This is a genomic window from Jannaschia maritima (assembly GCF_030973515.1).
GTDB classification, from domain to species: Bacteria; Pseudomonadota; Alphaproteobacteria; order Rhodobacterales; family Rhodobacteraceae; genus Jannaschia; species Jannaschia maritima.
Map to the genome: position 1 here is coordinate 1 of NZ_JARGZA010000009.1, position 26,199 is coordinate 26,199.

Sequence of the window (26,199 nt, forward strand, 5' to 3'; positions counted from 1 at the left end):
GTCACCTCCGTGATCCATGTCGACTTCGGCGCGGCGGATCGACCCAAATACGTCGTGCTGGAGGGCGCCGTCCGGCAGGCGGTCGTGGACGGGACCCTTCCCGTCGGCACGAAGCTGCCGCCCGTGCGCGAACTGGCCTGGACGGTCGGCGTCACCCCGGGCACCGTGGCCCGCGTTTACCGCGCCCTGACCGATGCGGGCCTTCTGGAAGCGTCCGTGGGTCGGGGCACCTTCGTGGCGGATCGCGCGCCCCCGCCCCCCATCTACGAGGAATTCCAGCCCCTCGCGGTCGACTCGACGCCCCACCGGACCGGGGGCGACGTCGATCGCGTGGACATGCTGTCCCCCCATCTGCCCGCCGTCGGGCAGACCGGCCTGATCCGTAGCCTGCTGGCCGAGATCGCGGCGGACCCCCCGTCCGGGCTGATGCACTACCCGGTCTTCGCAGCGGAGCGTCCGACCCGAGAGGCGGCGGCGGCCTTCCTGCGCAACGACGCGCTGGGACCGTTGGAGCCCGACGACATCACCCTGACGCATGGCGGGCAGCACGGCATCGCGCTGGTCCTCCAGACCGTGCTGCGCACCAACCGCCCGACCGTCCTGGTGGAGGAGCTGTCCTATCCCGGGTTCCGACGCCTGGCGGAACTGCTGCGCGCCTCCGTCGGGACCGTGCCGGCGGACGAGCACGGCATCCTGCCCGACGCTTTGGACGACGTGGCGACGCGGACCGGTGCCCGCGTCCTGTGCACGTCGCCCGACCTGCAGAATCCCACCCTGGCCGTGATGCCCCTGGAGCGGCGGCGCCGGATCGTGGAGGTCGCGCGCCGTCACGACCTGCAGATCCTGGAGGACGACTGCTATCTCATGACGCCCTCGGGCATCGACTCCTTCCGCAAGCTGGCGCCCGAACGGACCTGGCACGTGTCGTCGGTGGCCAAGACGATCAGCCCCGCCCTGCGCTTGGGCTTCGCCATGGCGCCGCCCTCGGCGCAGATGGCGTTGCGCCGGTCCGCCGAGTACAACGCCTTCGGGTTGGCGACGCCGATGTCGGACCTGGCGGCGAAGCTGCTTGTCCACCCGGACCTCCGCGCGATCATGGACGCCGTGCGCGACGAGGTCGGACGCTACGTGGCCATCGCCCGCGACGGCCTGCGGGGGCACGACCTGCGGTGCCGCGACGACGCGTCGTTCCTGTGGCTGACGCTGCCCCCGGGCTGGCGGGCCTCGGCCTTCTGCCGGGCGGCCGAAGGGGCGGGCGTCAAGCTGCGCGCGGCGGAGGAATACGCCGCCCGCGACGCCAACGCGCCCCATGCCGTGCGCTTCGCCGTGAACGGCGGCGTCACGCATGCCAGCTATGCCCGCGCGATCGCCCGGCTGCGCGCGCTCCTGGATGACCCGATGGAGGGGCCTGACGTCTGATCTCGTGGGGTAATTTGATACCTTTCTCGTAAGGCATTGTTTATGTGCATCTTTGCCGGGATCGCCCGGCTTGACACCCCCCGCCGCATGCTTAGAACCCGCCCATCCGCAGCCGGGGCGCGCCCGGCCTCTCGCAACAGGGACGGGCTCTTATGAAGACCTTCACCATGACCCCCGACGCGATCGACAAGAAGTGGATCCTGATCGACGCCGAAGGCGTGGTCCTGGGTCGGCTCGCGTCCATCGTGGCCACGCGCCTGCGCGGCAAGCACAAGGCGACGTTCACGCCGCACATGGACATGGGCGACAACGTCATCGTCATCAACGCCGACAAGGTGCAGCTGACCGGCAAGCACCGCGACCGCCCGGTCCATTGGCACACCCGCTATCCCGGCGGGATCAAGTCGCGCACCGTGGGGCAGATCCTGGAGGGCAAGCACCCCGAACGCGTGGTCATGCAGGCCGTCAAGCGGATGCTGCCCGGCAACAAGCTGGCGCGTCAACAGATGACCAACCTGCGCGTCTATGCCGGCACCGAACATCCCCACGACGCCCAGGCCCCCGAGGTGCTGGACGTGGCCTCCATGAACCCGAAGAACACGCGGAGCTGACACGATGGCCGATCAGATCAATTCCCTGGAAGAACTCCGCGGCGCCGTCGACACCGCGGATGCGGGCGTCGACACCACCGCCCTCGAGAACCAGATCGAGCGGGAGCCGGTGCGCGACGAGCACGGCCGCGCCTATGCCACGGGCAAGCGCAAGGACGCGGTCGCCCGCGTCTGGATCAAGCCCGGCTCCGGCAAGGTTACGGTGAACGGCAAGGACATCGACGCCTACTTCGCGCGACCCGTGCTGCAGATGATCCTGCGCCAGCCGTTCCAGATCACGGACCGCGAGGGTCAGTTCGACGTCACCGCGACCGTCAAGGGCGGCGGCCTGTCCGGCCAGGCGGGCGCCGTGAAGCATGGCGTGTCGAAGGCCCTGCAACTCTACGAACCCGCCCTGCGCCCGGCCCTGAAAGCCGCGGGCTTCCTCACCCGCGACAGCCGCGTGGTGGAGCGCAAGAAGTACGGCCGCGCGAAGGCCCGCAAGAGCTTCCAGTTCTCGAAGCGCTGATCGCGTCGCGCCAATCATCGTAAGGCCCGCCCCCCGGCGGGCCTTTTGGGTTCCGGGATGCCGGTTCGCCGCCCACCAACGGGTGGGGCGGCATGGGGGACCGGACGACGACCGGCCGAACGGATTTCGGTCATCGAAACTTTATCCCCGATCTCGAAACTATCGCCCGATCTCCGACGTGACTGTTTCCTCGGGGTCGCGGTGGCATTCCGTCATTCGGTCGGTCCCGATGAGGGAGAACGAGATGACCATCCACATGAAACTTCTCGCGGGCGCGATGCTCGTTGGCATCACCGCCATGCCGCTTTCGGCGGCGTCCTTTCGATACGACGCCGTGCTGAACGGCGCCCAGGCGGTGCCCTCCAGCCCAAGCAAGGCGACCGGCAACGCGACGCTCGTTGTGGACGATGCGGACGAGACGCTGGACTTCACCCTGGCCGTCGACGGGATCTCGATCCCCGATTTCGCGCCCAGCTTCGATGAAGGGCCGCTCGGTCCGCTGCACATCCACTTCGGCGGGGTGGGCCAGACCGGACCGGTCGTCATCCCGTTCCCGCGGCCTTCGACCCTCGCCGGCGCCGGCTATGTCGCGACCGCGACGGGCTTCACGTTGGAGGCGCTCGACTACGCCTATTCCGATGCGGTCGCGCTATCCGAATCGACGCAGGCCAACTTCACGGCCGCCAGCTTCGACGACTTCCTCGCCGCCCTAGATGCCAGCGACTACTACGTCAACATCCACACGACGACCGTCGTGTCAGGCGAGATCCGCGGCCAGGTGTCCCCCGTTCCGCTGCCGGCGGGCGCGTTCCTGCTGCTGGCCGGCCTGGGTGGCCTCGCGGCCCTGCGCCGCCGCGGCTAGCCCGCGCTTGCGCCTCCGGCCCGTTCGCCGCAAAGCTGGCGCACCGGGCCGGAGGATGCAGTGAATCAGGAAACGACCCGCGGTCTGACCCTGATCGCACCCCCGTTCGGATACGCCTTCGCGCTGCTGGCGCTTCCGCTGGTGGCCGTCCTCGTCCTCAGCTTCTGGTCGCAGGACTACCTGACGATCGACCGCGGCTTCACGGTCGCCAACTACGTCGAGGCGGTGAGCGACCCGATCTATCGCACGCTGATGGGCCGCAGCCTCCTGATCGCGGGGGCCGTCACGCTGGTTACGGTGGTCCTGGCCTTCCCCGTCGCCTATTATGTCAGCTTCCGGGTCGCGCCCCGGCACAAGTCGCTGTGGCTGTTCCTGATCACCATTCCGTTCTGGACCAGCTATCTGCTGCGAATCTTCCTGTGGAAGGTGATGCTGGGCTTCAACGGCGTCATCAATTCGGCCCTGACGGGCATCGGCCTGATCGACGAGCCGCTGACCTTCATCCTTTACAACGCGAACGCGGTGGTCATCACGCTCAGCCACGCCTTCGCGCCTTTCGCCATCCTGCCCATCTTCGTGGCGCTCGAGAAGATCGACCGCTCGCTGCTCGAAGCCTCGCGCGACCTGGGCGAGACGGCGTTCACGACCTTCTTCCGCGTGACCCTGCCGCTCGCCGCGCCGGGCGTGGTGGCGGCGCTGCTGATCGTGTTCATCCCGACCGTGGGCGATTACGTCACGCCGGCGCAGGTGGGCGGCCCCGGGGGCCTGATGATCGCCAACATGATCCAGACGCAGTTCCTGGCCCTGAACAACGCCCCCATGGGCGCGACGCTGGCGATCCTGGCGATGCTGTGCGTGACGGTGGTTGCCCTGGCGGTGGTCTGGCTGTCGCGGCGCCTGGCGGGCGGGGGCGCGCGCTGATGCTGCGGGCCTATGTCTGGCTGTTCCTGGCCTTCCTTTATGCGCCGATCCTGCTGCTGCCTGTCTTCGCGTTCAACGACGGCACCGTGATCGCCTTCCCCCTCGACGGGTTCACGACCCGCTGGTTCGGACGCCTCACCACGAACACCGAGCTGCACGCGGCCCTGGGCAACAGCGTGGTCGTCGCCGCGTCGTCGGCGGTGCTGGCCGTGCTCCTGGGCCTCGCCGCCGCGCGGGCGCAGGTCCGCTATCGCTGGCCGGGCAAGGCGGGGATGATGGGCCTCATCATGCTGCCCCTCGTCCTGCCGGAGATCATCGTCGCCGTGTCCCTGCTGGTCGTGGCCGTCCAGGTCTTCGGCCTGCGCCTGTCGTTGCTCACGCTCGTGGCGGCGCACACGCTGATCTGCGTGCCCTTCGCCGTGGCCATCCTGAACGCCAGCTTCGCCGCCCTCGACCCGTCGCTGGAGGAGGCCGCCATCGACCTGGGCGAGACGCGCGCCAGCACGTTCCGACTGGTCACCCTGCCCCTGGTCATGCCGGGCATCGTGGCGGCCCTGCTGATCTCCTTCACCATCAGCCTGGACGAGTTCATCATCGCCTTCTTCCTGACGGGATCGGACGTGACCCTGCCCGTCTACATCTGGTCGCTCCTGCGGTTCCCGCGCGAGCTGCCGGTCATCATGGCGCTAGGGACGATCCTGGTGATCCTGTCCATCGGCATCCTGACCCTGGCCGAATGGAACCGCCGCCGCGGGCTGAAGCGCGCCGGCATGGACGACAAGGGGGGGTTCCTGTGACCGACCCGCTGATCCGCCTTCGGGGCGTGAACAAGTACTACGGCGACTACCACGCGCTGCGCGACGTCGATTTGGACATCGCGGCGGGCGAGTTCTTCAGCCTGCTCGGCCCGTCGGGCTGCGGCAAGACCACGCTGCTGCGCACCATCGCGGGGTTCGAGGGCGTCAGCGGGGGCAGCGTCGCGATCGGGGGCCGGGACATGACGCGCGTGCCGCCGAACAAGCGACCCACCAACATGGTGTTCCAGTCCTACGCGATCTTCCCGCATCTGTCCGTGGCGCAGAACGTGGGGTTCGGTTTGCGCAAGCGGTCGGATCTGAACGACGACGCCCGCCGCGCGATGGTGGCGGACGCCTTGGACATGGTCGGTCTGGAAGGCTACGGCGGCCGCGCCGCCACCGCCCTGTCGGGGGGGCAGCGCCAGCGGGTCGCGCTGGCCCGCGCGCTCGTGTTGCAGCCGAAGGTCCTGCTGCTGGACGAGCCCCTGTCCGCGCTCGACCGCAAGATGCGCGAGCAGATGCAGGAGGAGCTGATCCGCCTGCAGCGCCACATCGGCATCACCTTCATCCTCGTCACCCACGACCAGGAGGAGGCCCTGGTCATGTCCGACCGCATCGCGGTCATGTTCGACGGCGCCATCGCGCAGCTGGCGGAGGCGGAGGACCTGTACCGCCGTCCCGTGGACCAGCGGGTCGCGCAGTTCATCGGGGTCATGAACTTCCTGCCCGCCGCCGTGGCCGCGGACTCCGTCGACGCGCCGGGCCTCGGCCGCATCCCGCTGGACGCGGTGGGGGTCCGGGCACGCGCCAACGACGCCCCGACGATCGGCTTCCGGCCGGAAGCGGTCACGCTGCTGTTCCCCGGCCAGGACGCCCCCGACCGCGTCACCGACGCCACCGTCGCTGAGGTCGTGTATTACGGCGACATGACCTATTACGACGTCTGCCTGGACGGCACGGACGCCAAGCTGCGCGTGTCCATGCGCAACGTCTATGGCCGCGAGGTGATGGAGATCGGACAGCGCACCCGCCTGGCCTGGTCGCCCGGCGCGATGGTCCTGTTCACCTGACGGACGCGCCGCGCGGCGGTGGTTCGGGCCTACTCCACCTCCGCCCGGCGAAGCGCATCGGCCCGCCGCCGCAGCGCGGCGCCGCGGGCGTCCAGGTCGGCATCCCCCGGCACGCCGATCCGCGCCCCCCGCAGGACGTCGCCCTGGCGGTCCAGCGACGCGCCCGCCGCCTGTGCCCGCACGGGAGCGTCCAGCGCGCCCAGGAGGGGGTCGAGCGGCGCCAAGCGCGGCGGCGGCGCGTCCAGCGCCGCCCGGGACACGGATCCCTCCGCAGGCGGCAGATCGGCCGCGCAGGCCGCCAGGCCGATCGCCAGCAAGGGAACCGCCCCCCGCCTCACAGGTCGGGATAGACCGGGAACCGGGCGGTCAGCCCGGCGACCTTTGCGCGCACCGCGTCCTCCACCGCGCCGTTGCCGTCCGCCCCGTTCGCCGCCAAACCGTCCACGACCTCCACGATCAGGTCGCCGACCTCCCGGAACTCCGGCTCGCCGAAGCCACGGGTGGTGCCCGCCGGCGTGCCCAGCCGGATGCCCGACGTGACGGTCGGCTTCTCGTCGTCGAAGGGGATGCCGTTCTTGTTGCAGGTGATGTGTGCCCGGCCCAGCGCGGCCTCCGTGTCGTTGCCCTTCACGCCCTTGGGGCGCAGGTCGACCAGCATCAGGTGCGTGTCCGTGCCGCCGGTGACGATGTCCAGCCCGCCCCGCTGCAACTGGTCCGCCAGGGCCCGCGCGTTGGCGATCACCTGCGCCTGGTAGTCCTTGAACGACGGATCCAGCGCCTCGCCGAACGCCACGGCCTTCGCGGCGATGACGTGCATCAGCGGCCCGCCTTGGATGCCCGGGAAGATGGCGGAGTTCACCTTCTTCGCGATGTCGGGGTCGTCCGTCAGGATTATCCCGCCGCGCGGGCCGCGCAGGGTCTTGTGCGTCGTGCTGGTCGCGACGTGGGCATGCGGGAACGGGCTTGGATAATGGCCCGACGCCACCAGCCCCGCGAAATGCGCCATGTCCACCAGCAGGTACGCACCCACCGAATCCGCGATCTCGCGCATCCGGGCGAAGTCGATGACCCGCGGGATGGCCGAGCCGCCCGCGATCAGCAGCTTGGGCCGATGCTCCTCTGCCAGCGCCTGCACCGCGTCGTAGTCCAGCAGCATGTCCTGCCGCCGCACGCCGTACTGCACCGCGTCGAACCACTTGCCCGACTGGTTCGGCCTGGCCCCGTGCGTCAGGTGCCCGCCCGCGTCCAGCGACATGCCCAGGATCGTGTCGCCGGGCGTCAGCAGCGCGGTGAACACGCCCTGGTTGGCCTGGCTGCCCGAATTGGGCTGCACGTTGGCATAACCGCAACCGAACAGCTGCTTCGCCCGGTCGCGGGCCAGATCCTCGGCGATGTCGACGTACTGGCAGCCGCCATAGTACCGGCGCCCCGGATACCCTTCGGCGTACTTGTTCGTCATCACGCCGCCCTGCGCCTCCATCACGGCGCGGGACACGATGTTCTCGGACGCGATCAGCTCGATCTCGTCGCGCTGGCGGCCCAGCTCCTGGCGGGTGGCGTGGGCGATGGCGGGATCGACCTCCGCCAGGGTGCGGGTGAAGAAGCCGTCGGCCAGGCCGTCGCGGTGGGGTGCGTTCATGTCGTCCTCTCCCGTGGGTCGCAAGGCGGTTCCGCCCCCCATACGCCGCCCCGGGCCCGTGGGGAAGCCGGGTGCGACCACGCCGCGCTCGGCGGCGACGCACTGGACAACCCCGTCCCGCCCCGCCAACCCTGCCGCCCACGCCACCACCGGACCGCCCATGCCGAAGCCCGCCATCGCCTTCACCGCCGCCCCCACCCCGGAGGCGCAGGCCGCGCTGACCCGGCTGACGGGCGCCTACGGCCAGGCCGCGGCCCGGGACGCCGACATCGTCGTGGCGTTGGGCGGCGACGGCTTCATGCTCCAGACCCTCCACGACACGCGCGGGCTGGACGTTCCGACCTATGGGATGAACCGCGGCACGGTGGGCTTCCTGATGAACGACTACGACGAGGACGGCCTCGTCGCGCGCCTCCAGGCGGCGGAGGAGGCCGTCATAAACCCCCTGCGCATGACCGCCACCGACACCGACGGCACCGTGGTCGAGGCCCTGGCCATCAACGAGGTGTCGCTCCTGCGCGCGGGACCGCAGGCCGCGCGCCTGCGCATCCTGATCGACGGGCGCGAGCGGATGGACGAGCTTGTCGCCGACGGCGCGCTGGTCGCCACGCCCGCGGGCAGCACCGCCTACAACTATTCCGCCCACGGCCCCATCCTTCCCATCGGGGCGGGCGTCCTGGCCCTGACCGCCGTGGCCGCGTTCCGCCCCCGCCGCTGGCGCGGCGCGCTGCTGCCGCAGGCCGCCCGGGTCCGGTTCGAGGTCGTGAACCCTCAGAAGCGCCCGATGATGGCCGAAGCCGACGGCACGTCCGTCCGCGACGTCACCTGCGTCGAGATCGCGTCCGCCGGCGATATCCGTCACCGCCTCCTGTTCGACCCCGGCCACGGGCTGGAGGAACGCCTGCTGCGCGAGCAGTTCACCTGACCGCCGCCTTAGCCTGCGGTTAACGTCCGACCCCTAGGCAGGCGGGCGTGGACGATACGAAGATCACCGCCCTGATGCGCCTGGCCGACGCGCTGTCCCCCGAAAGCGGGCGGGCGGAAGCGTTGCGCGCGGTCGCGACCGTCCCCGAAGCGACCCGCGCGCAAGGGGCCCGGGCCTGCATGTGGATCGGGGCGATCCTTCTGGCCGACTCGCCGGCGGACATGGCGCGCGCCGGGGACGGATTGCGCCGTGCCGTCGATGGGTTGGCGACCCTGCGCGGGATGCTGGACGCGCACGCCGAAGGCCGGCACGACGTCGTCCGAAGCGTGGTGGCCCGGGTCGTGGCCGCGGAACCGGACCTCCTCCCTTGCCTGGATCGGTTCAACGAACGATGCGTCCCCCCCGCGGACACGGCGGATCGATCCGCGTTCAATCGCCTGATGGATTACTCGTTCGAAACCTACCTGCCGGCGATCGATCGTCTGCGCGCCGCGATGGACGGGGCGGTGGAAGCGGAGCGCGTGATGCAGGCGGAGCGGGCCGAGGCGGCGCACGTGGAGGCGCAGGCCGCCCGGACCCGTATCGCCCGGCTGACGCGCATCGTGCGGATGATCTCGGTCAATGCCCGGATCGAAGCCGCCCGCGCGGGCGAGGCGGGCATGGCGTTCAAGGTCATCGCGGACGAGGTCACGGATCTCGCGGGCCAGGTGGAGGTCGCGAATACCGACGTCCAGACCGGCATCGACGGGATCCTGCGAAGCTATCGCGAGGTCTGAGGCAGGCGCCACTTCCCCCCCGCCATCCCAACCGCTATCCCCGCCGGGTCACCACCGACAGGCCCGCGCCCATGCCCCGCACGCTCATCACCTCCGCGATCCCCTACATCAACGGGATCAAGCATCTGGGGAACCTGATCGGCAGCCAGCTTCCCGCCGACCTCTACGCCCGCTACCGCCGCGCGCGGGGGGACGAGGTGCTGTTCCTGTGCGCGACCGACGAACACGGCACCCCAGCCGAGCTGGCCGCCGCCAAGGCGGGCGAGCCGGTGGCCGACTATTGCGCGCGCATGTGGGCCGTCCAGAAGGACCTCGTGGACGGCTCACGCGCGTCCTTCGATCATTTCGGGCGCTCCTCCAGCCCGGGGGCAGCGACCCCGGACAAAGCGTGCCCCGCGCGACGGACCCTAGTTCGGACGGCCGAAGGCCTTTGGCCATTCCAGGTCCAGAACCTGCGCGATCAGCAGCTCCCGATCCTCCGGCTCTAGGTCCTCGTCGGGATCGTTGAGCAGGCGGGATATCCGCACGACCTGCAACCGGTGGAGGGAGCCGTCCAGGAGCGATGCGATCAGGCGATCGATCACCGCCTCGTCGTGAATTCCCCGGTCGTTCAGCCGCTCCACGAGCATTCCGACCGAATGGCGGCCGGAGCCGAGGTTCAGGAAGTCCGCCTCCGGATGGTCGGCGAACCGTTCGGTCAACTGCCGCCGCGCCTCCGCCTCCCGCCGCGCGGCGCCACGTTCCATCTGAGCAAGGGTCAGCTTCATGCCTCCGGCTCCCGGAAGGTGTTCGACCACAGTCGGTCGTATCGGAACGCCGCACGGTCCGCGACGTAGCCGGTCAGCCATTCCGAAGTGACCCGAGCATCGGCATAGCGCATGACTGTGTCCTCGAGGATCGCGACGTCGCCCCCCTCGGCGATGAACCGCTCCGTTTCCTGGCGCAGAATATGGACCCGGCGCATCCAGTTGAGCCCGATAAGGTGTTGGGAGACGATGGCCCCTGGGATGACGTTGATGTGGAACTTCGTTTTCTGAAACGTATCGAAGAAGCTGTCCGGACCTTCGGCGAAGGCCTCCTTGGCGGCGCTGTAGCTAGAATCTTTTAGGCGAGCTTCGACTGACTCGGCAAAGGCTCGAACAATGGGAAATGTGGAAGCGTCGAGGCTTTCGACGGCGCTGTGATCGTGCAGGACCCAAGCGATCGACTTGTGCCAAAGATTTCGATGAGGGAAGGAATGCATGGTGGCGACGGTTCCGTTCTCAAGCCAGAACAGAAAGCGTCGTCGGTCAGCGGGAAGCAGAGCCTCCATATCGGTTCGCAACAGAAGTCCCGCAATTTCATGATAGCGCCGGTACCATCCGATTGAATCTTCATCCCAGACGGCTTCATCGACGGCGAATGTCAACTCAGCACAAAAGGACTGCAACGTATCGAACCGATCCAGCGTAAGTTCGGCATACTGCAATAGCGGAATGTAGCCGTCCAGAGACATCATGATCACCATCTCGCCGAGTGCGGTCCGCGAGTACTGCTTGATAAGGGGCGTCATCAGAATGGGATCAAATTGCGGGGCGGATAAACCCGGGCAAGTTGCCAAAGCAGGTATGCGGCCCCTGCGATCGTGATGCCGGCTGCCGCTTCATCGGCGTAATCTGCCGCGTCGAAATTGCTTCCGTTCCCCGGCTGATAGTCGCCCTCCGGCTGGGGGCGGCCATGCTCCGTTTCCCAATCTTCGACGGTCGGTATCGGCCGGACCATGTTCCTCAATGCCCGTTCCGGGATCAGCGCATGCTCCGGGGCATTCGGACCGCGGCAGTGATCATCATAGACCTCCATCGCCTCTTCCATAGCTTGTTGGCGCCCTTCAATCTGCTCTATATGCGTCGGGCGACCCGATTGCACCGCGTCCGGTCCCATCATCCGGTCGAACCTCGCATCCAGCCCGCTGCCACCCCCATCCTGTGCCTGCATGAACGTCGACAGGCACTCACAGATGTTCTGGCGGCAATGGCGCAACGAACGGGCCAGAGCGCTGCTGCGCACTGCGTCCGGCGTTCGCCGCGTCTGCCTGATGTAGTCGATTCCGCGCAATGCCGCCGCCCCCGCAAGTCGCGCCCGAAGGTAGGGCCAGGCTGCCCTCCTCATCAAGGCACGATGCGCCGCGCCCGACACCCGGGCCGGAACGCGCCGTCGGACCTTCCCCCGCACCGCCGCACTCGCTATCCCCCCAGGGCCACCACCGACAGGCCCGCGCCCATGCCCCGCACGCTCATCACCTCCGCGATCCCCTACATCAACGGGATCAAGCATCTGGGGAACCTGATCGGCAGCCAGCTTCCCGCGGACCTCTACGCCCGCTACCGCCGCGCGCAGGGGGACGAGGTGCTGTTCCTGTGCGCGACCGACGAGCACGGCACCCCCGCCGAGCTGGCCGCCGCCAAGGCGGGGGAGCCGGTGGCCGACTATTGCGCGCGCATGTGGGCCGTCCAGAAGGACCTGGCCGACGGCTTCCGCCTGTCCTTCGACCATTTCGGGCGGTCCTCCTCGCCTCAGAACCACGCCCTGACGCAGCACTTCGCCGGCCGCCTGGACGCCAACGGCTACATCGAGGAACGCACGGAGCGTCAGGTCTATTCCCGTGCCGACGGCCGCTTCCTGCCCGACCGCTACGTCGAAGGGACCTGCCCCAATTGCGGGTACGACCGCGCCCGCGGCGACCAGTGCGAGAACTGCACCAAGCAGCTGGACCCCACGGACCTGATCGACCCCCGCTCCGCCATCTCGGGCAGCACGGACCTCCAGGTGCGCGACACCAAGCACCTCCACCTGCTCCAGTCGAAGCTGCGCGGCGAGCTGGGCGACTGGATCGACGCGCAGGATCAATGGCCCGTGCTGACCACGTCGATCGCGAAGAAGTGGCTTCACGACGGCGACGGGTTGCAGGACCGGGGCATCACCCGCGACCTCGATTGGGGCATCCCCGTGCGTCGCGGCCCCGACCCTTGGCCGGGGATGGAGGGCAAGGTCTTCTACGTCTGGTTCGACGCGCCGATCGAGTACATCGCCTGCGCCGGCGAATGGGCGGAGGCCAACGGCTTGGGCGAGGCCAACTGGCGCCGCTGGTGGCGCACGGACGAGGGCGCGGACGACGTCCGCTACGTGCAGTTCATGGGCAAGGACAACGTGCCGTTCCACACGCTGTCGTTTCCGGCCACCTTGATCGGGTCGGGCGAGCCGTGGAAGCGCGTCGACTACCTCAAGTCGTTCAACTACCTCAACTACGACGGGGGCCAGTTCTCGACGTCGCAGGGCCGCGGCGTCTTCATGGACCAGGCCCTGTCGATCCTGCCCGCCGATTATTGGCGCTGGTGGCTGCTGTCGCACTGCCCCGAATCCGGCGATGCGGAGTTCACGTGGGACGGGTTCCAGGCCGGCGTGAACAAGGACCTGGCCGACGTGCTGGGCAACTTCGTGTCGCGCGTCACGAAGTTCTGCCGCGCCAAGTTCGGCGAGTCCGTGCCGGAGGGCGGCGAATGGGGCGATGCCGAACGCGCCCTGGTCGATCGCCTGCAGGGGGCCACCGCGGCTTACGTCCGCCACATGGACGCGATCGAGATCCGCAAGGCGGCGGCCGAGCTTCGCGCCATCTGGGTCGCGGGCAACGAGTACCTGCAGGCCGCCGCCCCCTGGACGACGTTCAAGACCGACCCGCAGGCGGCGGCCATGCAGATCCGCCTGGCCCTGAACCTCGTGCCCTTCTACGCGGCGCTGTCCGCGCCGTTCGTCCCCGACGCGGCGCGCGCCATGGCGGGCGCGATGCGCCTGGACGCGACCCCCTGGCCCGACGACGTGGCGGGCGCGTTGACCGCCCTGCCCCCCGGCCACGCCTTCGACGTCCCCGACGTGCTGTTCGCCAAGATCACGGATGACCAGCGCGCCGAATGGCAGGACCGGTTTGCCGGCACTCGCAGCTGACACCATCCGGACCGGGCCCGGCGACGTCCATCGTCGCAGGGCCCGGCCACAGGCCCTGCCCGCCTCCGACCCGACCCACCGCATCGCGCGTCCCCGTCACAACGGCCCAGGCAGCCGCCGTTCCGACAGCATGACGTTCGCCTCCACCTCGCCCATGCCGGGCAGGGCGAGGATCCGGCGTCGGAACACCCGCTCGAAATCCGCGATGTCGCGCGCCACCACCCGCAGGCGATAGTCATAGCGCCCTAGCACGTGATCCACGCGCCGCACCTCCGGGATGGCGGAAACCGCACGCTCGAAGTCCTCCAGGCTGACCCGCGCCTTCGCGGCCAGCTTCACGCCCAGGAAGACCGTGACACCGAAGCCCAGCGCTTCCAGGTCCAACGCAAGCTCCCGCCCCGCGAGGATGCCGGCCTTGCGCAGCCGGTCCAGCCGCCGCCACGTCGCGGCCTGGCTCAACCCCACGGCCCGGCCCACCGCCGCCGTCGACAGCGCCGCGTTCGCCCGCACCACCCGCAGGATCGCCAGGTCCGTGTCGTCGGGATCAGGCACGCGGCAGCGCCTCTGGCCCAAGGGCCGCGGCCCCGTGCGACGTCGACGGGGCGGCGGTCGAGGCCGAACGTGAGACACGGCCGCGCCCGCGCGTGCGGCTGGCGCGGGGAATGGGAAATGCAGGGGGGGTCCCGCATGGATCGGCCGATCCGGGGGACCGATCCGAAGCCCGGAGCGACCGCGCATCGCGCGCCTCCGACGCCGGGGGGCGGTTCCGCGTATGCACGGGGGGTGTACGGGGGGTGTACGGGGGGTGCATCCCCCCCCCTATGCGCGTCTCAAACCGGCAGAACGGCATCTGTCTTCACCCGCGCGACCTGCATCAGCGCCTCGATGTCCGCGATGTGCGGCAGCGTCAGGATGCGATCGCGATAGAGGGTCTGCCAATGTCCCAGATCACGAGCGACCACCGCCAGGCGCACGTCGACCCGCCCCAGGAAGGTCTGCATCTCAACGACTTCCGGGATGCCCTCCGCCGCCGCGAGGAACCGGTCCAGGGCGCGGGGGGAGGACTTCTCCAACGTGAACCGAAGGGACACCTCCACCGCGTAGCCCAGCGCCTTCCAGTCGATCACCCCGTGAACCCCGCGCAGGACGCCCGCTTCGCGCAGCCGGTCGATCCGCCGCGTGGCGACCGACTGGTGGATGCCGATTTCCGCAGCCAGTTCCGTCACATGCAGGTCCGGGTCCGCCTGCCACCGCCGCAGCAATCGCCTGTCCAGATCGTCGAGCATGATTCATACGCGTTCCAATGGTTTCACGAATTGCTACTTCGGATCGCCTGAGGATGGAACACCCCACGCCCCTGCACGCGGACCGTCCCGTCCGCTACCGTGCCCAAGGCACAACCGGAGGGACCATCATGCGAGTGTACTACGACCGCGACTGCGACGTGAACCTGATCAAGGACACGAAGGTCGCCATCCTGGGCTATGGATCCCAGGGCCATGCCCACGCCCTGAACCTGCGCGATTCAGGGGCGAAGAACGTCGTCGTCGCCCTGCGCGACGGCAGCCCGTCGCGCGCCAAGGCCGAAGCCGAAGGCCTGCAGGTCATGGGGATCGAGGAGGCCGCCGCCTGGTGCGACCTCATCATGTTCACGATGCCCGACGAGTTGCAGGCGAAGACGTATCGCGACCACGTCCACGATCACCTGCGCGACGGCGCCGCCATCGCCTTCGCCCACGGCCTGAACGTCCATTTCGGTCTGATCGAGCCCAAAGGGGGCGTGGACGTCATCATGATGGCGCCCAAGGGTCCCGGCCATACCGTGCGCGGCGAATACCAGAAGGGCGGCGGCGTGCCGTGCCTCGTCGCCGTCCACCAGGACGCCTCCGGCCGCGCGCTGGAACTGGGCCTGTCCTATTGCTCCGCCATCGGCGGCGGGCGATCGGGCATCATCGAGACCAACTTCCGCGAGGAGTGCGAGACCGACCTCTTCGGCGAGCAGGCCGTGCTGTGCGGTGGTCTGGTCGAGTTGATCCGCATGGGGTTCGAGACGTTGGTGGAAGCCGGCTATGCCCCCGAGATGGCGTATTTCGAGTGCCTGCACGAGGTGAAGCTGATCGTGGACCTGATCTACGAGGGCGGCATCGCTAACATGAACTACTCGATCTCGAACACGGCCGAATACGGCGAATACGTCTCCGGCCCCCGCGTCCTACCCTACGACGAGACGAAGGCGCGGATGAAGGCGATCCTCACCGACATCCAGACCGGCAAGTTCGTGCGCGACTTCATGACCGAGAACGCCGTTGGCCAGCCCTTCTTCAAGGGCACCCGCCGCATGAACGATGCGCACGAGATCGAAGAGACCGGCGAAAAGCTCCGCGCCATGATGCCCTGGATCTCCGAAGGAAAGATGGTCGATCGGGCGAAGAACTGATTAAAGGTCGATACTTATTCTATCGGCTGCCGAAGGGCCGTCCCAGCAACGTGCCGGGACAGCCCTTCCGTTCGGTAACGGTCAGCTCGTGGCGGATTCCGTGGAACGGTTCTCCGTCTGGTTGAAGCGGGCACCGCTGGCGCGATGGCGCTTCTCCTGCTTGAACAGGCCGAAGACGACGATGGCCAGGAGCAGGCCCAGCGCTATGACGGCGAGGATGATATCCATGGTGCAACCCTTTGGCTTTGCGTGACCTAGCCGAACCGCCTAACCGGCCGGCGGTTCCGATCCCCCTTCCCCGGCGAATGTCGGCACGACGGAACACGGGTCCGTGACCGCCACCACCGACGCCCCCGTCGCCGCCCCCACGTCGCGCAACTATGCCAGCATCGCGGCCCTCGGACTGATCTGGGGTGGGACGTTCATGGTCGTGTCCATCGCCTTGCAGGGGTACGGGCCCGTCACGGTCGCCGCAGCGCGCACGGCGCTTGGCGCGCTTGCCCTGCTTACGCTGGCGGCCGCGCTGGGTCGGCCCCGCCCCGCCTGGTCGGGATCGCTGGCCATGTTCGTGGTCGCCATAGGTCTGACCACCGCCGCCGCGCCCTTCTTCCTCTTGTCCTGGGGGCAGCAGCACGTGCCGTCTGCCTTCGCCGGACTGACGATGGCGGTCCTGCCCCTGTTCGTCCTGCCGCTGTCGCATTGGCTGGTGCCGGGTGATCGGTTGTCCTGGCGCAAGGGCGGCGGCTTCGCATTGGGCCTGCTGGGGGCGGTCGTGCTGTTGGGTCCCGGAACGCTCGCCGCCGCCGGTGGCGACCTGGAGGCGCTGGGCCGCTTGTCCTGCATCGCGGCGACGCTCTGCTATGCGACCGGTTCGATCCTGACGCGGCGATGTCCACCCGTCGACGGCACTTGGCTGTCGGCCGGAAGCCTCGTGGTCGGTGCGATCGTGCTGGTGCCCGCGATGCTGGCGACCGAAGGCCTGCCCATCAAGGCACCTGCAGGCCCCATGGCCGCGATCGTGTTCCTGGGCCTCGTCCCCACCGCCTTCGCCGCCCTCCTGCGCGTGCAGGTCATCCGCACGGCGGGGCCGAGCTTCATGACGTTGGTGAACTATCAGGTGCCCGTCTGGGCCATGACGTTCGGTTGGCTGGTCCTTGGAGAGGCTCTGCCCGGGCGTTTCTTCTTCGCGCTCGGATTGATCCTGACGGGTCTTCTCGTGAGCCAATGGACGACGCTGAAAACCCTGTTTACCGTTCGTCGTTAGCTCGATTGAGAGCCGGATCGAATACGCGGCGGCATCGCATGGATCATGCTCCGCCTCGCCCGGCACGTCGATCGCGCCCGCGGACCTCCACGAGACGTCAACCCGCCGCACCCCGCACCGCGTCCGCGACCCCGTCCACGACCTCGTTCAGAAGCACCGGATCCTCCGCCTCCGCCATGACGCGGATCAGGGGTTCCGTCCCGGAGGCCCGGATCAGCAACCGCCCCTGCCCGCCCAGCCGGGCCGCCGCATCGGCCATCGCGGCCTTCACCTGCGCGTCGTCGAGGGGCGCGCTGCCGGCGGCGAAGCGCACGTTCTCCAACCGCTGGGGCACGGGCTCGAAGCGGCGCATCAGATCCGCGGCGGGGCGCCCGGTCCGCACCATCTCGGCGGCGAACTGCAACCCCGCGATCAGCCCGTCGCCCGTGGTGGCGTAATCGGTCATCACGATATGACCCGACTGCTCGCCGCCCAGGTTGAACCCGCCGCCGCGCATCGCCTCGACCACGTGGCGGTCGCCGACCTTGGTGCGGTGCAGGACGATGCCATGACCCTGCAGGAACCGCTCCAGCCCCAGGTTGGACATGACGGTCGCGACCAGGGTACCACCCGACAGCCGCCCTTCGGCGGCCCAGCGGGCGGCAAACAGCGCCATGATCTGATCGCCGTCCGCGACCTGGCCATCGGCATCGAGCAGCATGACCCGGTCCGCGTCCCCGTCGAGCGAGATGCCCAGATCCGCGCCATGCGCGACCACCGCCGCCGCCGCCGCAGCGGTGTCCGTGGACCCGCAGCGATCGTTGATGTTGCGCCCGTTGGGCGTGACGCCGATCGGGATGACCGTGGCCCCGAGCTCCGACAGAACGTCGGGCGCCGCGCGATAGGCCGCGCCGTTGGCGCAATCCACCACCACGCGCAGCCCTTCCAGCGACATGCCCGACGGGATCGTCGTCTTGACGTACTCGACGTACCGCCCGCGCCCATCGTCCACCCGGGCAGCCTGTCCGATCTCGGTGGCGTCGACCGGTTCCGCGCCGTCCCGGACCAATGCCTCGATCGCGTCCTCCGCCGCGTCGGACAGCTTGAAGCCGTCCGGGCCGAAGAACTTGATCCCGTTGTCGTCCGCCGGGTTGTGACTGGCCGAGATCATGACCCCCAGATCGGCGCGCATCGACCGCGCGAGGAGGCCGACCGCAGGGGTCGGCACGGGCCCCAGAAGCAGCACGTTCATGCCGGTCGAGGTCAAGCCGGCCGTCAGGGCCGTTTCCAGCATATAGCCCGACTGCCGCGTATCCTTGCCGATCACCACGCGATGCGCGGCGCTGTCGCCCACCCGCCGGAAGTAGCGGCCCGCCGCGGCCCCCAGCCGCAGCGCCATGGCGGCGGTCATGTTGCCCGCGTTGGCACGACCCCGCACCCCGTCGGTCCCGAACAGCTTCATCCCTCTGCCTCCGTCTGCCCATGCACCGCGCGCCACAGGTCCAAGCCCTGCGCGATCTGCGTCACGTCGTGGACGCGGTGCCATTGCACGCCTCCTGCCACGGCAGCCAGGGTCAAGGCCAGCGTCCCGGGCATCCGGTCGCCGGCGAGGGGCGCGCCGCCCAGCGTCCCGATCATGCCCTTGCGCGACACGCCCAGCATCAGCGGCACGCCCAGCGCGTGGAACAGGGGCAACGCCCGAAGGAGGGCGAGGTTGTGTTCCAGCGTCTTGCCGAAGCCGATGCCCGGGTCGGCCACGATGCGGTCGCGCGGAATGCCGCCCTCCTGCGCCGCGGCAATCCGGTGGGCGAGGAAGTCGAACACGTCCGGCACCACGTCATCGTAGCGGGGCGCATCCTGCATCGTCGCGGGATCGAACGGTCCGTGCATCACGAAGACCGGTGCGCCCGCATCGGCGACGACGTCGATCATGGCGGGATCGAAGGTCAGACCGCTGACGTCGTTCACGGCACCGGCCCCTGCCCGCAGTGCGGCCCGCGCGACATCGGCCTTGCGCGTGTCCACGCTGATGCGCCGCCCCGCGGCGGCGTGGATGGCGGGGAGGATGCGGGCGACCTCCTCCCCCGGTTCGACAGGGGTCGCACCGGGGCGGGTGCTTTCGCCGCCAATGTCGACGATGTCCGCACGACCCATCATGTCCAACCCACTCCGCATCGCCCGGTCTTCCGCGAACTGCCCCCCGTCGGAGAAGCTGTCGGGCGTCACGTTGAGGATGCCCATCAGCCGGGGCCGGTCATGGGACAGGCCGAGGATCGGTCCACGCGGTCGGGTCAGTCGGTCCAGCACCTCCCCCGGAAGAATGTCGGCGGCGACGACCTCGTCCCGTCCATCCCGGTCGCGGAGCCGAACGTCTCGGAACCGCGCCCAGCCCCCGGCCAAGGGCAGGCCGTCGGCGGCGGAAATGGGCTGTGGATAGATCACGACGCGCCGAGCCGGTCGGACAGCCATGCGGCGAGGGATCGCGGGTCGACCGCGGCCGGCGGATCGACCGCATCCAGGACCAGCCGCGACGGGGCCCAGACGGCCAATCCCGCGCCACGCAGCAGATGGACCAGTTCCGTCCGGGTGTCGGCGACGATGCACCGCGGATCCTGCGCGGCCAGGCGCCAAGCCGCGATCTCGGTCGCCAGAAGGTCGATGCGGCGCTGAGCCTGCGCAATGCCGGTGCGGGGCCGGGCATCCCCGGGCGCGGCCAGGATGACCGTGGGCCCATGCGTCGTCGCATCGTCGAGCCAGGCGGACAGGTCCGCCACGGCGTCGTCGTGCACCACCACCCGCAGGCCGTCGATCCGTTCGCCGTCGTCTGGCCCCGCCGTGCCGGACCGGCGCACGATCTCGACCCCCAATGCGTGGGGGCCGCGATCCAACTTCTCGATGCGCACGAAGACCAAGGCGGCCCGGCCGTGTCGCAGGATGCGGGCGGCGATGCGTTCGGCCAGAGCTTCGAGCAGGTTCAAGCGGCCGGCCGCAAGCTCGGCGTCGATGGCATCGACCAGCGCGTCGTAGGACAGGATCCCGTCCACGTCGTCCGAGGCGGCCGCGCCGGGATCGGGCGTCACCTCCGCTGCGATGTCGAAGCGCAGGCGCTGCCGTCGGCCGCGTTCCTCCTGGAAAGCGCCGATCTCGACCTCGCGCACGTGGTCCCGCAGGGTGATGCGGTCCCGCGGCATCGCGGAGGCGCGCGCGTCACCGAAGGGCGCGCCGCGGAAGCTGTCGTCGCGGTCCATGGCGTCCCTTCACCACGGGCGGGGGCGAAACGCAAAGGGTCGGGCGTGCAGGATCATGCATCCGGCGTGCGGCGATAGAAGACGTGACGGCCCACCTGCGCCGTGCGGGGATAGACCTGCGCCCAGTACGGATCGACGTATGTCGCGTGATAATGCGTGGCGTCACCCGTCAAGCGGCGGGGCGCGCCGCCCAGCATGTGGGCCGCGATCCCTTCGGCGTCGCGCCAAGCGGCGGGGTCGTCCACCTCCTCCGGGATGCCGTCGCAGGTATAGCTGAACTGGCAGGCGTCGATGCGGCCGGTGCCCTCGTTCACGACGGCGCATACGGTATCAGGATACCGCGCATCGTCGACCCGGTTCAGCACGACCTCGGCCACGGCCACCTGCCCGGAGATCGGCTCACCCCGCGCTTCGAAGTAGATCGCCTCCGCAAGGCATCCCTTCGCGTCCGCGGCATGGCGAACGGGGCCGCGGGCGGACGTATCCGGGCGGCGCGGGACGTCCGCGATATCCGGCGCAGGCTCGTCCAGGGGGCGGACGCGGATTGCCAACGGCCGGGCCCCGTTCCGGATCGGCGCGGCCCGTCCCCAGGCGGAGGGTGCGGCCGCGACGGGATCCGAACGGAACAGGGACTGCGCGGAGGCCTGGACGGTGGTCAGAAGCAGGATCAGCAGGACGCGCATGGCGTCGTCCTAAACGGGGGACGGTTACCGCCGCGTTAGCGACGACCCGGTGCCGCGAGGGCTGGGTGCCCCCGTCAGGTCCGCGGTCCCGCGTGCCCCGCATCGCGGGCCATCAGGGTCGCCTGGGCGGCAGACAGCTTGGCCACCGGCACCCGGAACGGCGAGCAGGACACGTAGTCGAACCCGGCCAACCGGCAGAACGCCACGGATTCCGGGTTGCCCCCATGCTCGCCGCACAGGGCCAGGGTCACGTCCGGCCGCGCCTCGCGCCCCCGCCTGGCGCCCATCAGAAGCAGCTCGCCCACCCCTTCGATGTCGAGCTGCTGGAAGGGGTCCTCCGGATAGACGCCCTCGTTGACGTAGGCCGACATGAACCGTCCCGCGTCGTCCCGCGACAGGCCATAGGTCATCTGGGTCAGGTCATTCGTGCCGAAGGACAGGAAGGCCGCGTTCTCGGCGATCTCGCCCGCGCGCAGGGCCGCGCGCGGCGTCTCGACCATCACGCCCAGGCGATAGTCGAAGGACGCTCCCTGCTCGGCCCGCACGGCGGCGGCCACCGCGTCGATGCGGCGGCCCACCAGCTCGACCTCCCGCGAGGCCGTGACAAGGGGGATCATGATCTCGGGGCGGACGACGGTGCCTTGCGCCGAGGCGTCCACCGTGGCCTCGAAGATCGCGCGGGCCTGCATGTCGTAGAGTTCCGGCATCGTCACGCCGAGGCGGACGCCGCGCATGCCGAGCATGGGGTTGTATTCCTGCATGGCTTCGATCTGGGCGCGGACCTCCGACTGGGGGCGGTCCAGGGCTTCGGCCAGGTCGCGCACGCCCTCCCCGCCCGAAGGCAGGAACTCGTGCAGGGGCGGGTCGAGCAGGCGGATGCAGACCGGCAGGCCGTCCATCAGGTGGAACAGGTCGGTGAAATCGGCCCGCTGCATCGGCAGGAGGCGTTCCACCGCGGCGGCACGGTCGCGGGGGGTGGCCGCGAAGATGGTCTCGCGCATCACGGTCAGGCGGGCGGGGTCGAAGAACATGTGCTCGGTCCGGCACAGGCCGATGCCGTCGACCCCGAAGTTGCGCGCCAGTGTCGCGTCGGCGACCGTGTCGGCGTTGGCCCGCACGCCGATGTCGCGGATCTGGTCGGACCACGCCATCAGGTCGCCGAACGCCCCGTCGAGCTGAGGCTCCAGCAGCGGAACGGCGCCGTCCAGGACCTCGCCCGATCCGCCGTCGATCGTGATCTCGTCGCCTTCGCCCAGCGTGCGCCCGCCGGGCAGGACGACCACGCGGCGCTTGCCGTCGATGCGCAGCCCCGTGGCGCCGGCGACACAGGGCACGCCCAGACCGCGCGCGATGACCGCGGCGTGGCTGGTAGTGCCACCGCGTTCGGTCAGCACTCCGTCGGCGGCGTGCATGCCCCGGACGTCGTCGGGCGCGGTTTCCCGACGGACCAGGATGCATGGCTCGTCGCGGGATAGGGACGCTTGAGCGGCCGCGGAGTCAAACACGATTCGACCGGACGCCGCGCCGGGGGACGCCGCGATGCCCGTCGCCAACACTTTGCGGGCAGCGCGGTGGTCGATCTGGCAATGCAGGAGGCGGGCCAGGGTGGCGGGGGTGACGCGGCCGATCGCGTCCTCGCGCCGGATGATCCCGTCGCGGGCCAGGGCGGCGGCGATGGCGACGGTGGCGCGCGCGTCGCGGGGGCAGCGGACCGCGTCCAGCACGAACAGGCGGCCCTGATCGACGGTGAACTCGATCTGCATCTCCTCGCGCAGGCGGGTGCGGCACAGGGCGCCGGCGGCCAGCAGCTCGTCGAACAACTCGGGCAGGCGTTCCTGCAGGGACGGGCCGCGGGGGTCGCGGGTCAGGTAGAGGGATCCGGCGCGGCGGGACAGGGCGTCGCGGCCCATGGCCTGCCCGGCATAACGGCCGGTGACCTGCGGCTCCCCCGTTTCGGGGGACACGAACTGGACCACGCCCGAGCCGGATTCGCCCGGTCCCATGCCCTGCGCCATGCGCTGCACGACGAGGCCCAAACCGGCATCCGCCGGGGCGCCCTGGGCCTGCCGCAGAAGGCGCGCGGAGGTGCCTTCCCAGGCACGTGCCATGGACCGCAGGACGGCGCCCAACTGGGCTGCGATCGCCTGGGGGAACGCTTCGTCGGCCTCCGCCTCGAAGATGTCGCGGGCCGCGGCCGGAGTGGCGGCATCGAGGAACGGGGCCTCGTCCAGGCGCATCACCTCGATCGCGTAGGAGCGGATGAAGCGGAGGTAGAGGGCGTCGGCGACGTCGTGGCCCAGGGTGTTGGACAGCAGGGCGTGGGCGGCGTCGTTCATGCCGATGTTCAGGACCGCGCCGGGGCCGCCCCAATCGGGCATCTCGGAGGACGAGCGGACCGACAGCAGCAGGGGCGCGGGACCCAGGAGGGACAGCATCGTTGGCAGGTCGGGCAAGCGTCCGTCGGCGATGCCGCGCACGGCGGTGAAGGGGATCGCGACCGTGGGCGGGACGGGCAGGTCCAGGCGCACGAGGCGTTGCAGGCACTTGGCGCGACGGCCGTGGCGGTCGGCCGCGATGTCCGCGGTCGGCGTGATCTCGGCGAAGCCTGGCGTGTCGAGCATGTCGAACCTTTCGCACGTGCAGCGCAGTACCTATGCCGCACTGCGGCATACTCAATGTCAACCACAACCGACATGACGCGACGTGGTTTCCGAATCGTTCGCGCCACCCGGCGATATCGCCGAAAATACCCGTACACCCCCCGTACACCCCCCGTGCACCCCCCGTGCATACGGATCCGTGCATCGCGCCCCCACGGCCGGAGCGGCGGGCGGCGCAAGCGCGAATGGCGCAGGCGTCGGTTTGCGGCCGTGGGGGTGGCGCGGCGGGGGCGGTCGGGTGTGGGAGGAGGACGGCCGGGGTTCGGTGCGGGTGGCGGCGGACCCCGGGGTCGGGGCCTGGGGATGCGGGACCCTAGCCTTCCACCCGCGACAGGTCGGCGATGCGTTCGGCGGTACGCACGATCTGGGACAGGAGGTTGAGGCGGTTGCGCCGGATGCTGGGGGAGTTGGCGTTGACCTGCACGGCTTCGAAGAACGCGTCGATGGGGCCGCGCAGGGGGGCCAGGGCGGCCATGGCAGCGGCGTAGTCTTCCGCCCCCAGAGCGGCGTCGATGGCGGGGCTTGCGGCGTCCAGGGCGTCGAACAGGGCGCGTTCCTCAGCCGTCTCGGCCAGGGCGCGTTCGGCGCCGTAGGAGTATTCGACGCCGTCGCGATCCTCGGCCTGCGTCAGGATGTTCCTGGCGCGGCGGTAGAGTTGGATCAGCGTCTCGCCGTCGGGGGTGGCGAGGAAGGCGTTCAAGGCGCGGGCGCGGGACACCAGGTCGGCCAGATCGTCCGTGCGGTCGCCGGTCAGGCAGGCGTCGATGACGTCGTGGCGGATGCCTTCGTCGCGGAGGTACACCTTGAGGCGGTCGTGGAGGAAGGCCTCCAAGTTCGCCGGCTCAGCCATTCCTGAAAAGTCTTCCGGATCGTTCGGGTCCGGCTGCGCTAGTCCGTATGCACTGAACCCAGAACGCATAGGCCCCCAAAGAGGTAGTATGATGCGGTTATCGAGCACCAAACGGATGACGCCCAACGCCGCTCGTCTTAGCGCATAGGGATCTTTCGATCCGGTCGGCCTCTCGTCGATGGCCCAGAATCCGGTGAGGGTGTCGATCTTGTCGGCGAGGGCGACGGCGACCGTCACCGGGTCTGTCGGGACGGTGTCGGAGGGACCGAGGGGGGCGTAGTGGTCGCGGGCGGCGTCGGCCACCGCCTCGGGTTCGCCGGCTTCGAGGGCGTAGTAGCGGCCCATGACGCCCTGTAGCTCGGGGAATTCATAGACCATCTCGGAGGCCAGGTCGGCCTTCGCCAGACGGGCGGCCCGTTCGGCCTGGTCGGGGTCGGCGCCGACGCCCGGGGCGATCTCGCGCGCAAGCGCCGCGATGCGCTCGATCCGATCGGCCTGGCTGCCCAGCTTGGCGTGGAAGGTGACGTTCGCCAGCTTCGCCAGCCATTCGTCCATGCCGGCCTTCGCGACGCGCAGGTCGTTCTCCCAGAAGAAGGCGGCGTCGGCCAGGCGGGCGGACAGGACGCGGCCGTTGCCCGCCAGGATCGTGGCCCCGTCGTCCGCCGTGTCGCGGTTGGCGACCGTGACGAAGTGGGTGATACGGCCCGTGCGGTCGGCGGCGGAGAAGAACTTCTGATGCTCGCGCATCGAGGTCTGAAGCACCTCCGGCGGCAGGGACAGGAAGCGATCCTCGATCCGGCCCATCAGGGGGACGGGCCATTCGACCAGTCCCGCAACTTCGGCCAGCAACCCCTTGTCTTCCTTCACTTCGACGCCTGAGGCGAAGGCCAGGTTGGTCGCGCCCTGCCAGATCGCGTCGGCGCGTTCGTCGGCCGACAGGACGACATGGGCGCGCTTCAGCTTCCGTTCGTAATCGCCGAAGCCTGTGACGCGGAAGGGGCCCGGCGCCATGAAGCGGTGGCCTTCGGTGACGTCGGCCGCGGCGATGCCGTCCACGTCCAGGAGCACCACCTCCACCCCGTCCTCGCGCGTCAGAATGCACAGGATGCGGCGCAGGGGGCGGACCCAGCGCAGCGGGCCGTCGCCCCAGCGCATCGACTTGGGCCAGGGGAAGTTGCGGATCGTACGTTCGAGCACCTCCGCCACGATGTCGGCCGCCGGACGGCCCGGATGGGTGACCGTGGCGAACAGCACCCGGCCCTTCTTGTCGTCGCGTTCTTCCAGCTCGTCGCGGGACAGGCCGGTGGAACGCAGGAACCCGTCGATCGCCTTCTCTGGCGCGTCGGCCTTGGGGCCGCGGCGTTCTTCGGTCCGGGTGGGGCTTTCGTCGGTCAGGCCGTCCACGCGAAGGGCCAGGCGGCGGGGCGTGGCGAAAGCCGCTGCCCCGTCATAGGTCAATCCGGCCTCAACCAGGCCGTCGGTCATCAGGCGCCGCAGGTCGGCGGCGGCGCGGGCCTGCATGCGGGCCGGGATCTCCTCGGAGAAGAGTTCGATCAGGAGGTCGGGCATGGG

26 protein-coding genes and 1 pseudogene are annotated in these 26,199 nt (G+C 69.7%); 13 read left to right on the forward strand and 14 right to left on the reverse strand.

Features of this window, described 5'->3' with window-relative positions:
- Positions 1-9: 9 nt before the first annotated feature.
- The 7 genes from P0084_RS09945 (at position 10) to P0084_RS09975 (ending at position 6,188) form a co-directional block, all read left to right on the forward strand.
- On the forward strand, positions 10-1,419 hold the full coding sequence (locus tag P0084_RS09945; RefSeq protein WP_374213638.1) for an aminotransferase-like domain-containing protein: 1,410 nt from the start codon (positions 10-12) through the stop codon (positions 1,417-1,419).
- A 152-nt stretch (positions 1,420-1,571) separates the two neighbouring features.
- Positions 1,572-2,030, forward strand: a complete 459-nt coding sequence (rplM, locus tag P0084_RS09950; RefSeq protein WP_308916694.1) for a 50S ribosomal protein L13 — start codon at positions 1,572-1,574, stop codon at positions 2,028-2,030.
- Between the two features lie 4 nt (positions 2,031-2,034).
- Positions 2,035-2,538, forward strand: a complete 504-nt coding sequence (gene rpsI, locus P0084_RS09955; RefSeq protein WP_308916695.1) for a 30S ribosomal protein S9 — start codon at positions 2,035-2,037, stop codon at positions 2,536-2,538.
- A gap of 244 nt (positions 2,539-2,782) precedes the next feature.
- Positions 2,783-3,400, forward strand: coding sequence for a CHRD domain-containing protein (locus tag P0084_RS09960; protein WP_308916696.1), 618 nt, complete (start codon positions 2,783-2,785; stop codon positions 3,398-3,400).
- A 60-nt stretch (positions 3,401-3,460) separates the two neighbouring features.
- Positions 3,461-4,321 (forward strand): ABC transporter permease, encoded by an 861-nt coding sequence (locus tag P0084_RS09965; protein ID WP_308916697.1) that lies wholly within the window; start codon positions 3,461-3,463, stop codon positions 4,319-4,321.
- Positions 4,321-5,118 (forward strand): ABC transporter permease, encoded by a 798-nt coding sequence (locus P0084_RS09970; RefSeq protein ID WP_308916698.1) that lies wholly within the window; start codon positions 4,321-4,323, stop codon positions 5,116-5,118. Before P0084_RS09965 ends, P0084_RS09970 begins: the two co-directional genes overlap by 1 nt.
- Before the next feature lie 8 nt (positions 5,119-5,126).
- A complete protein-coding gene (locus tag P0084_RS09975; RefSeq protein WP_374213639.1) occupies positions 5,127-6,188 on the forward strand; it encodes an ABC transporter ATP-binding protein in 1,062 nt (353 codons plus the stop codon).
- Positions 6,189-6,217: 29 nt separating this feature from the next.
- Here the strand turns inward: P0084_RS09975 and P0084_RS09980 are convergent, their stop codons facing one another.
- Positions 6,218-6,505, reverse strand: coding sequence for a hypothetical protein (locus tag P0084_RS09980; protein ID WP_308916700.1), 288 nt, complete (start codon positions 6,503-6,505; stop codon positions 6,218-6,220).
- 17 nt (positions 6,506-6,522) lie between these two features.
- Positions 6,523-7,827, reverse strand: coding sequence for a serine hydroxymethyltransferase (gene glyA, locus P0084_RS09985; protein ID WP_308916701.1), 1,305 nt, complete (start codon positions 7,825-7,827; stop codon positions 6,523-6,525).
- A 160-nt stretch (positions 7,828-7,987) separates the two neighbouring features.
- On the opposite strand from glyA, the gene P0084_RS09990 reads away from it, so the two are divergent.
- The 3 genes and pseudogenes from P0084_RS09990 to P0084_RS10000 all read left to right on the forward strand — a co-directional run.
- The gene (locus P0084_RS09990) at positions 7,988-8,752 is read left to right on the forward strand and encodes an NAD kinase (protein WP_308916702.1); all 765 of its coding nucleotides are present in this window, start codon (positions 7,988-7,990) and stop codon (positions 8,750-8,752) included.
- Between the two features lie 47 nt (positions 8,753-8,799).
- Positions 8,800-9,528 (forward strand): methyl-accepting chemotaxis protein, encoded by a 729-nt coding sequence (locus P0084_RS09995; RefSeq protein ID WP_308916703.1) that lies wholly within the window; start codon positions 8,800-8,802, stop codon positions 9,526-9,528.
- A gap of 71 nt (positions 9,529-9,599) precedes the next feature.
- Positions 9,600-9,893: pseudogene (locus tag P0084_RS10000) on the forward strand (class I tRNA ligase family protein); the annotation flags it as partial.
- Between the two features lie 42 nt (positions 9,894-9,935).
- Here the strand turns inward: P0084_RS10000 and P0084_RS10005 are convergent.
- The 3 genes from P0084_RS10005 to P0084_RS10015 are packed head-to-tail and all read right to left on the reverse strand — an operon-like array spanning position 9,936 to position 11,622.
- Entirely contained in the window at positions 9,936-10,295 is a 360-nt protein-coding gene (locus P0084_RS10005; RefSeq protein ID WP_308916704.1) for a hypothetical protein, read from the reverse strand.
- A complete protein-coding gene (locus P0084_RS10010) occupies positions 10,292-11,080 on the reverse strand; it encodes a hypothetical protein (RefSeq protein ID WP_308916705.1) in 789 nt (262 codons plus the stop codon). The genes P0084_RS10005 and P0084_RS10010 overlap by 4 nt, the downstream gene beginning before the upstream one ends.
- Positions 11,080-11,622 carry a hypothetical protein gene (locus P0084_RS10015; protein WP_308916706.1) on the reverse strand — a complete coding sequence of 181 codons (543 nt, stop codon included), beginning with the start codon at positions 11,620-11,622 and terminating at the stop codon, positions 11,080-11,082. The genes P0084_RS10010 and P0084_RS10015 overlap by 1 nt, the downstream gene beginning before the upstream one ends.
- Positions 11,623-11,787: 165 nt before the next feature.
- Here P0084_RS10015 and metG point away from each other — a divergent pair, with 165 nt between their 5' ends.
- Positions 11,788-13,506, forward strand: a complete 1,719-nt coding sequence (gene metG, locus P0084_RS10020) for a methionine--tRNA ligase (RefSeq protein ID WP_308916707.1) — start codon at positions 11,788-11,790, stop codon at positions 13,504-13,506.
- A gap of 96 nt (positions 13,507-13,602) precedes the next feature.
- On the opposite strand, the gene P0084_RS10025 is transcribed toward metG, so the two are convergent.
- Together P0084_RS10025 and P0084_RS10030 are read right to left on the reverse strand one after the other, a co-directional pair.
- Positions 13,603-14,058, reverse strand: a complete 456-nt coding sequence (locus P0084_RS10025; RefSeq protein ID WP_308916708.1) for an Lrp/AsnC family transcriptional regulator — start codon at positions 14,056-14,058, stop codon at positions 13,603-13,605.
- A gap of 278 nt (positions 14,059-14,336) precedes the next feature.
- Complete coding sequence (locus P0084_RS10030) at positions 14,337-14,792, reverse strand: Lrp/AsnC family transcriptional regulator (protein WP_308916709.1); 456 nt, start codon at positions 14,790-14,792, stop codon at positions 14,337-14,339.
- Positions 14,793-14,920: 128 nt separating this feature from the next.
- On the opposite strand from P0084_RS10030, the gene ilvC reads away from it, so the two are divergent.
- Positions 14,921-15,943 (forward strand): ketol-acid reductoisomerase, encoded by a 1,023-nt coding sequence (ilvC, locus tag P0084_RS10035; RefSeq protein WP_308916710.1) that lies wholly within the window; start codon positions 14,921-14,923, stop codon positions 15,941-15,943.
- A gap of 81 nt (positions 15,944-16,024) precedes the next feature.
- Here ilvC and P0084_RS10040 read toward each other — a convergent pair whose 3' ends face one another.
- A complete protein-coding gene (locus P0084_RS10040; RefSeq protein ID WP_308916711.1) occupies positions 16,025-16,171 on the reverse strand; it encodes a hypothetical protein in 147 nt (48 codons plus the stop codon).
- A gap of 103 nt (positions 16,172-16,274) precedes the next feature.
- On the opposite strand from P0084_RS10040, the gene P0084_RS10045 reads away from it, so the two are divergent.
- Entirely contained in the window at positions 16,275-17,207 is a 933-nt protein-coding gene (locus tag P0084_RS10045; protein ID WP_308916712.1) for a DMT family transporter, read from the forward strand.
- A gap of 97 nt (positions 17,208-17,304) precedes the next feature.
- On the opposite strand, the gene glmM is transcribed toward P0084_RS10045, so the two are convergent.
- The 6 genes from glmM to glyS form a co-directional block, all read right to left on the reverse strand.
- Positions 17,305-18,648 (reverse strand): phosphoglucosamine mutase, encoded by a 1,344-nt coding sequence (gene glmM / locus P0084_RS10050; RefSeq protein WP_308916713.1) that lies wholly within the window; start codon positions 18,646-18,648, stop codon positions 17,305-17,307.
- Positions 18,645-19,655: a dihydropteroate synthase gene (gene folP, locus P0084_RS10055; protein WP_308916714.1), complete on the reverse strand. Its 1,011-nt coding sequence runs from the start codon at positions 19,653-19,655 to the stop codon at positions 18,645-18,647. Before folP ends, glmM begins: the two co-directional genes overlap by 4 nt.
- Entirely contained in the window at positions 19,625-20,434 is an 810-nt protein-coding gene (locus tag P0084_RS10060) for a dihydroneopterin aldolase (protein WP_308916715.1), read from the reverse strand. The genes folP and P0084_RS10060 overlap by 31 nt, the downstream gene beginning before the upstream one ends.
- A gap of 53 nt (positions 20,435-20,487) precedes the next feature.
- Positions 20,488-21,117 (reverse strand): cell wall hydrolase, encoded by a 630-nt coding sequence (locus tag P0084_RS10065; RefSeq protein ID WP_308916716.1) that lies wholly within the window; start codon positions 21,115-21,117, stop codon positions 20,488-20,490.
- Between the two features lie 74 nt (positions 21,118-21,191).
- Complete coding sequence (locus P0084_RS10070; RefSeq protein ID WP_308916717.1) at positions 21,192-23,738, reverse strand: putative PEP-binding protein; 2,547 nt, start codon at positions 23,736-23,738, stop codon at positions 21,192-21,194.
- A 352-nt stretch (positions 23,739-24,090) separates the two neighbouring features.
- On the reverse strand, positions 24,091-26,196 hold the full coding sequence (glyS, locus tag P0084_RS10075) for a glycine--tRNA ligase subunit beta (RefSeq protein ID WP_308916718.1): 2,106 nt from the start codon (positions 26,194-26,196) through the stop codon (positions 24,091-24,093).
- Positions 26,197-26,199: the final 3 nt, after the last annotated feature.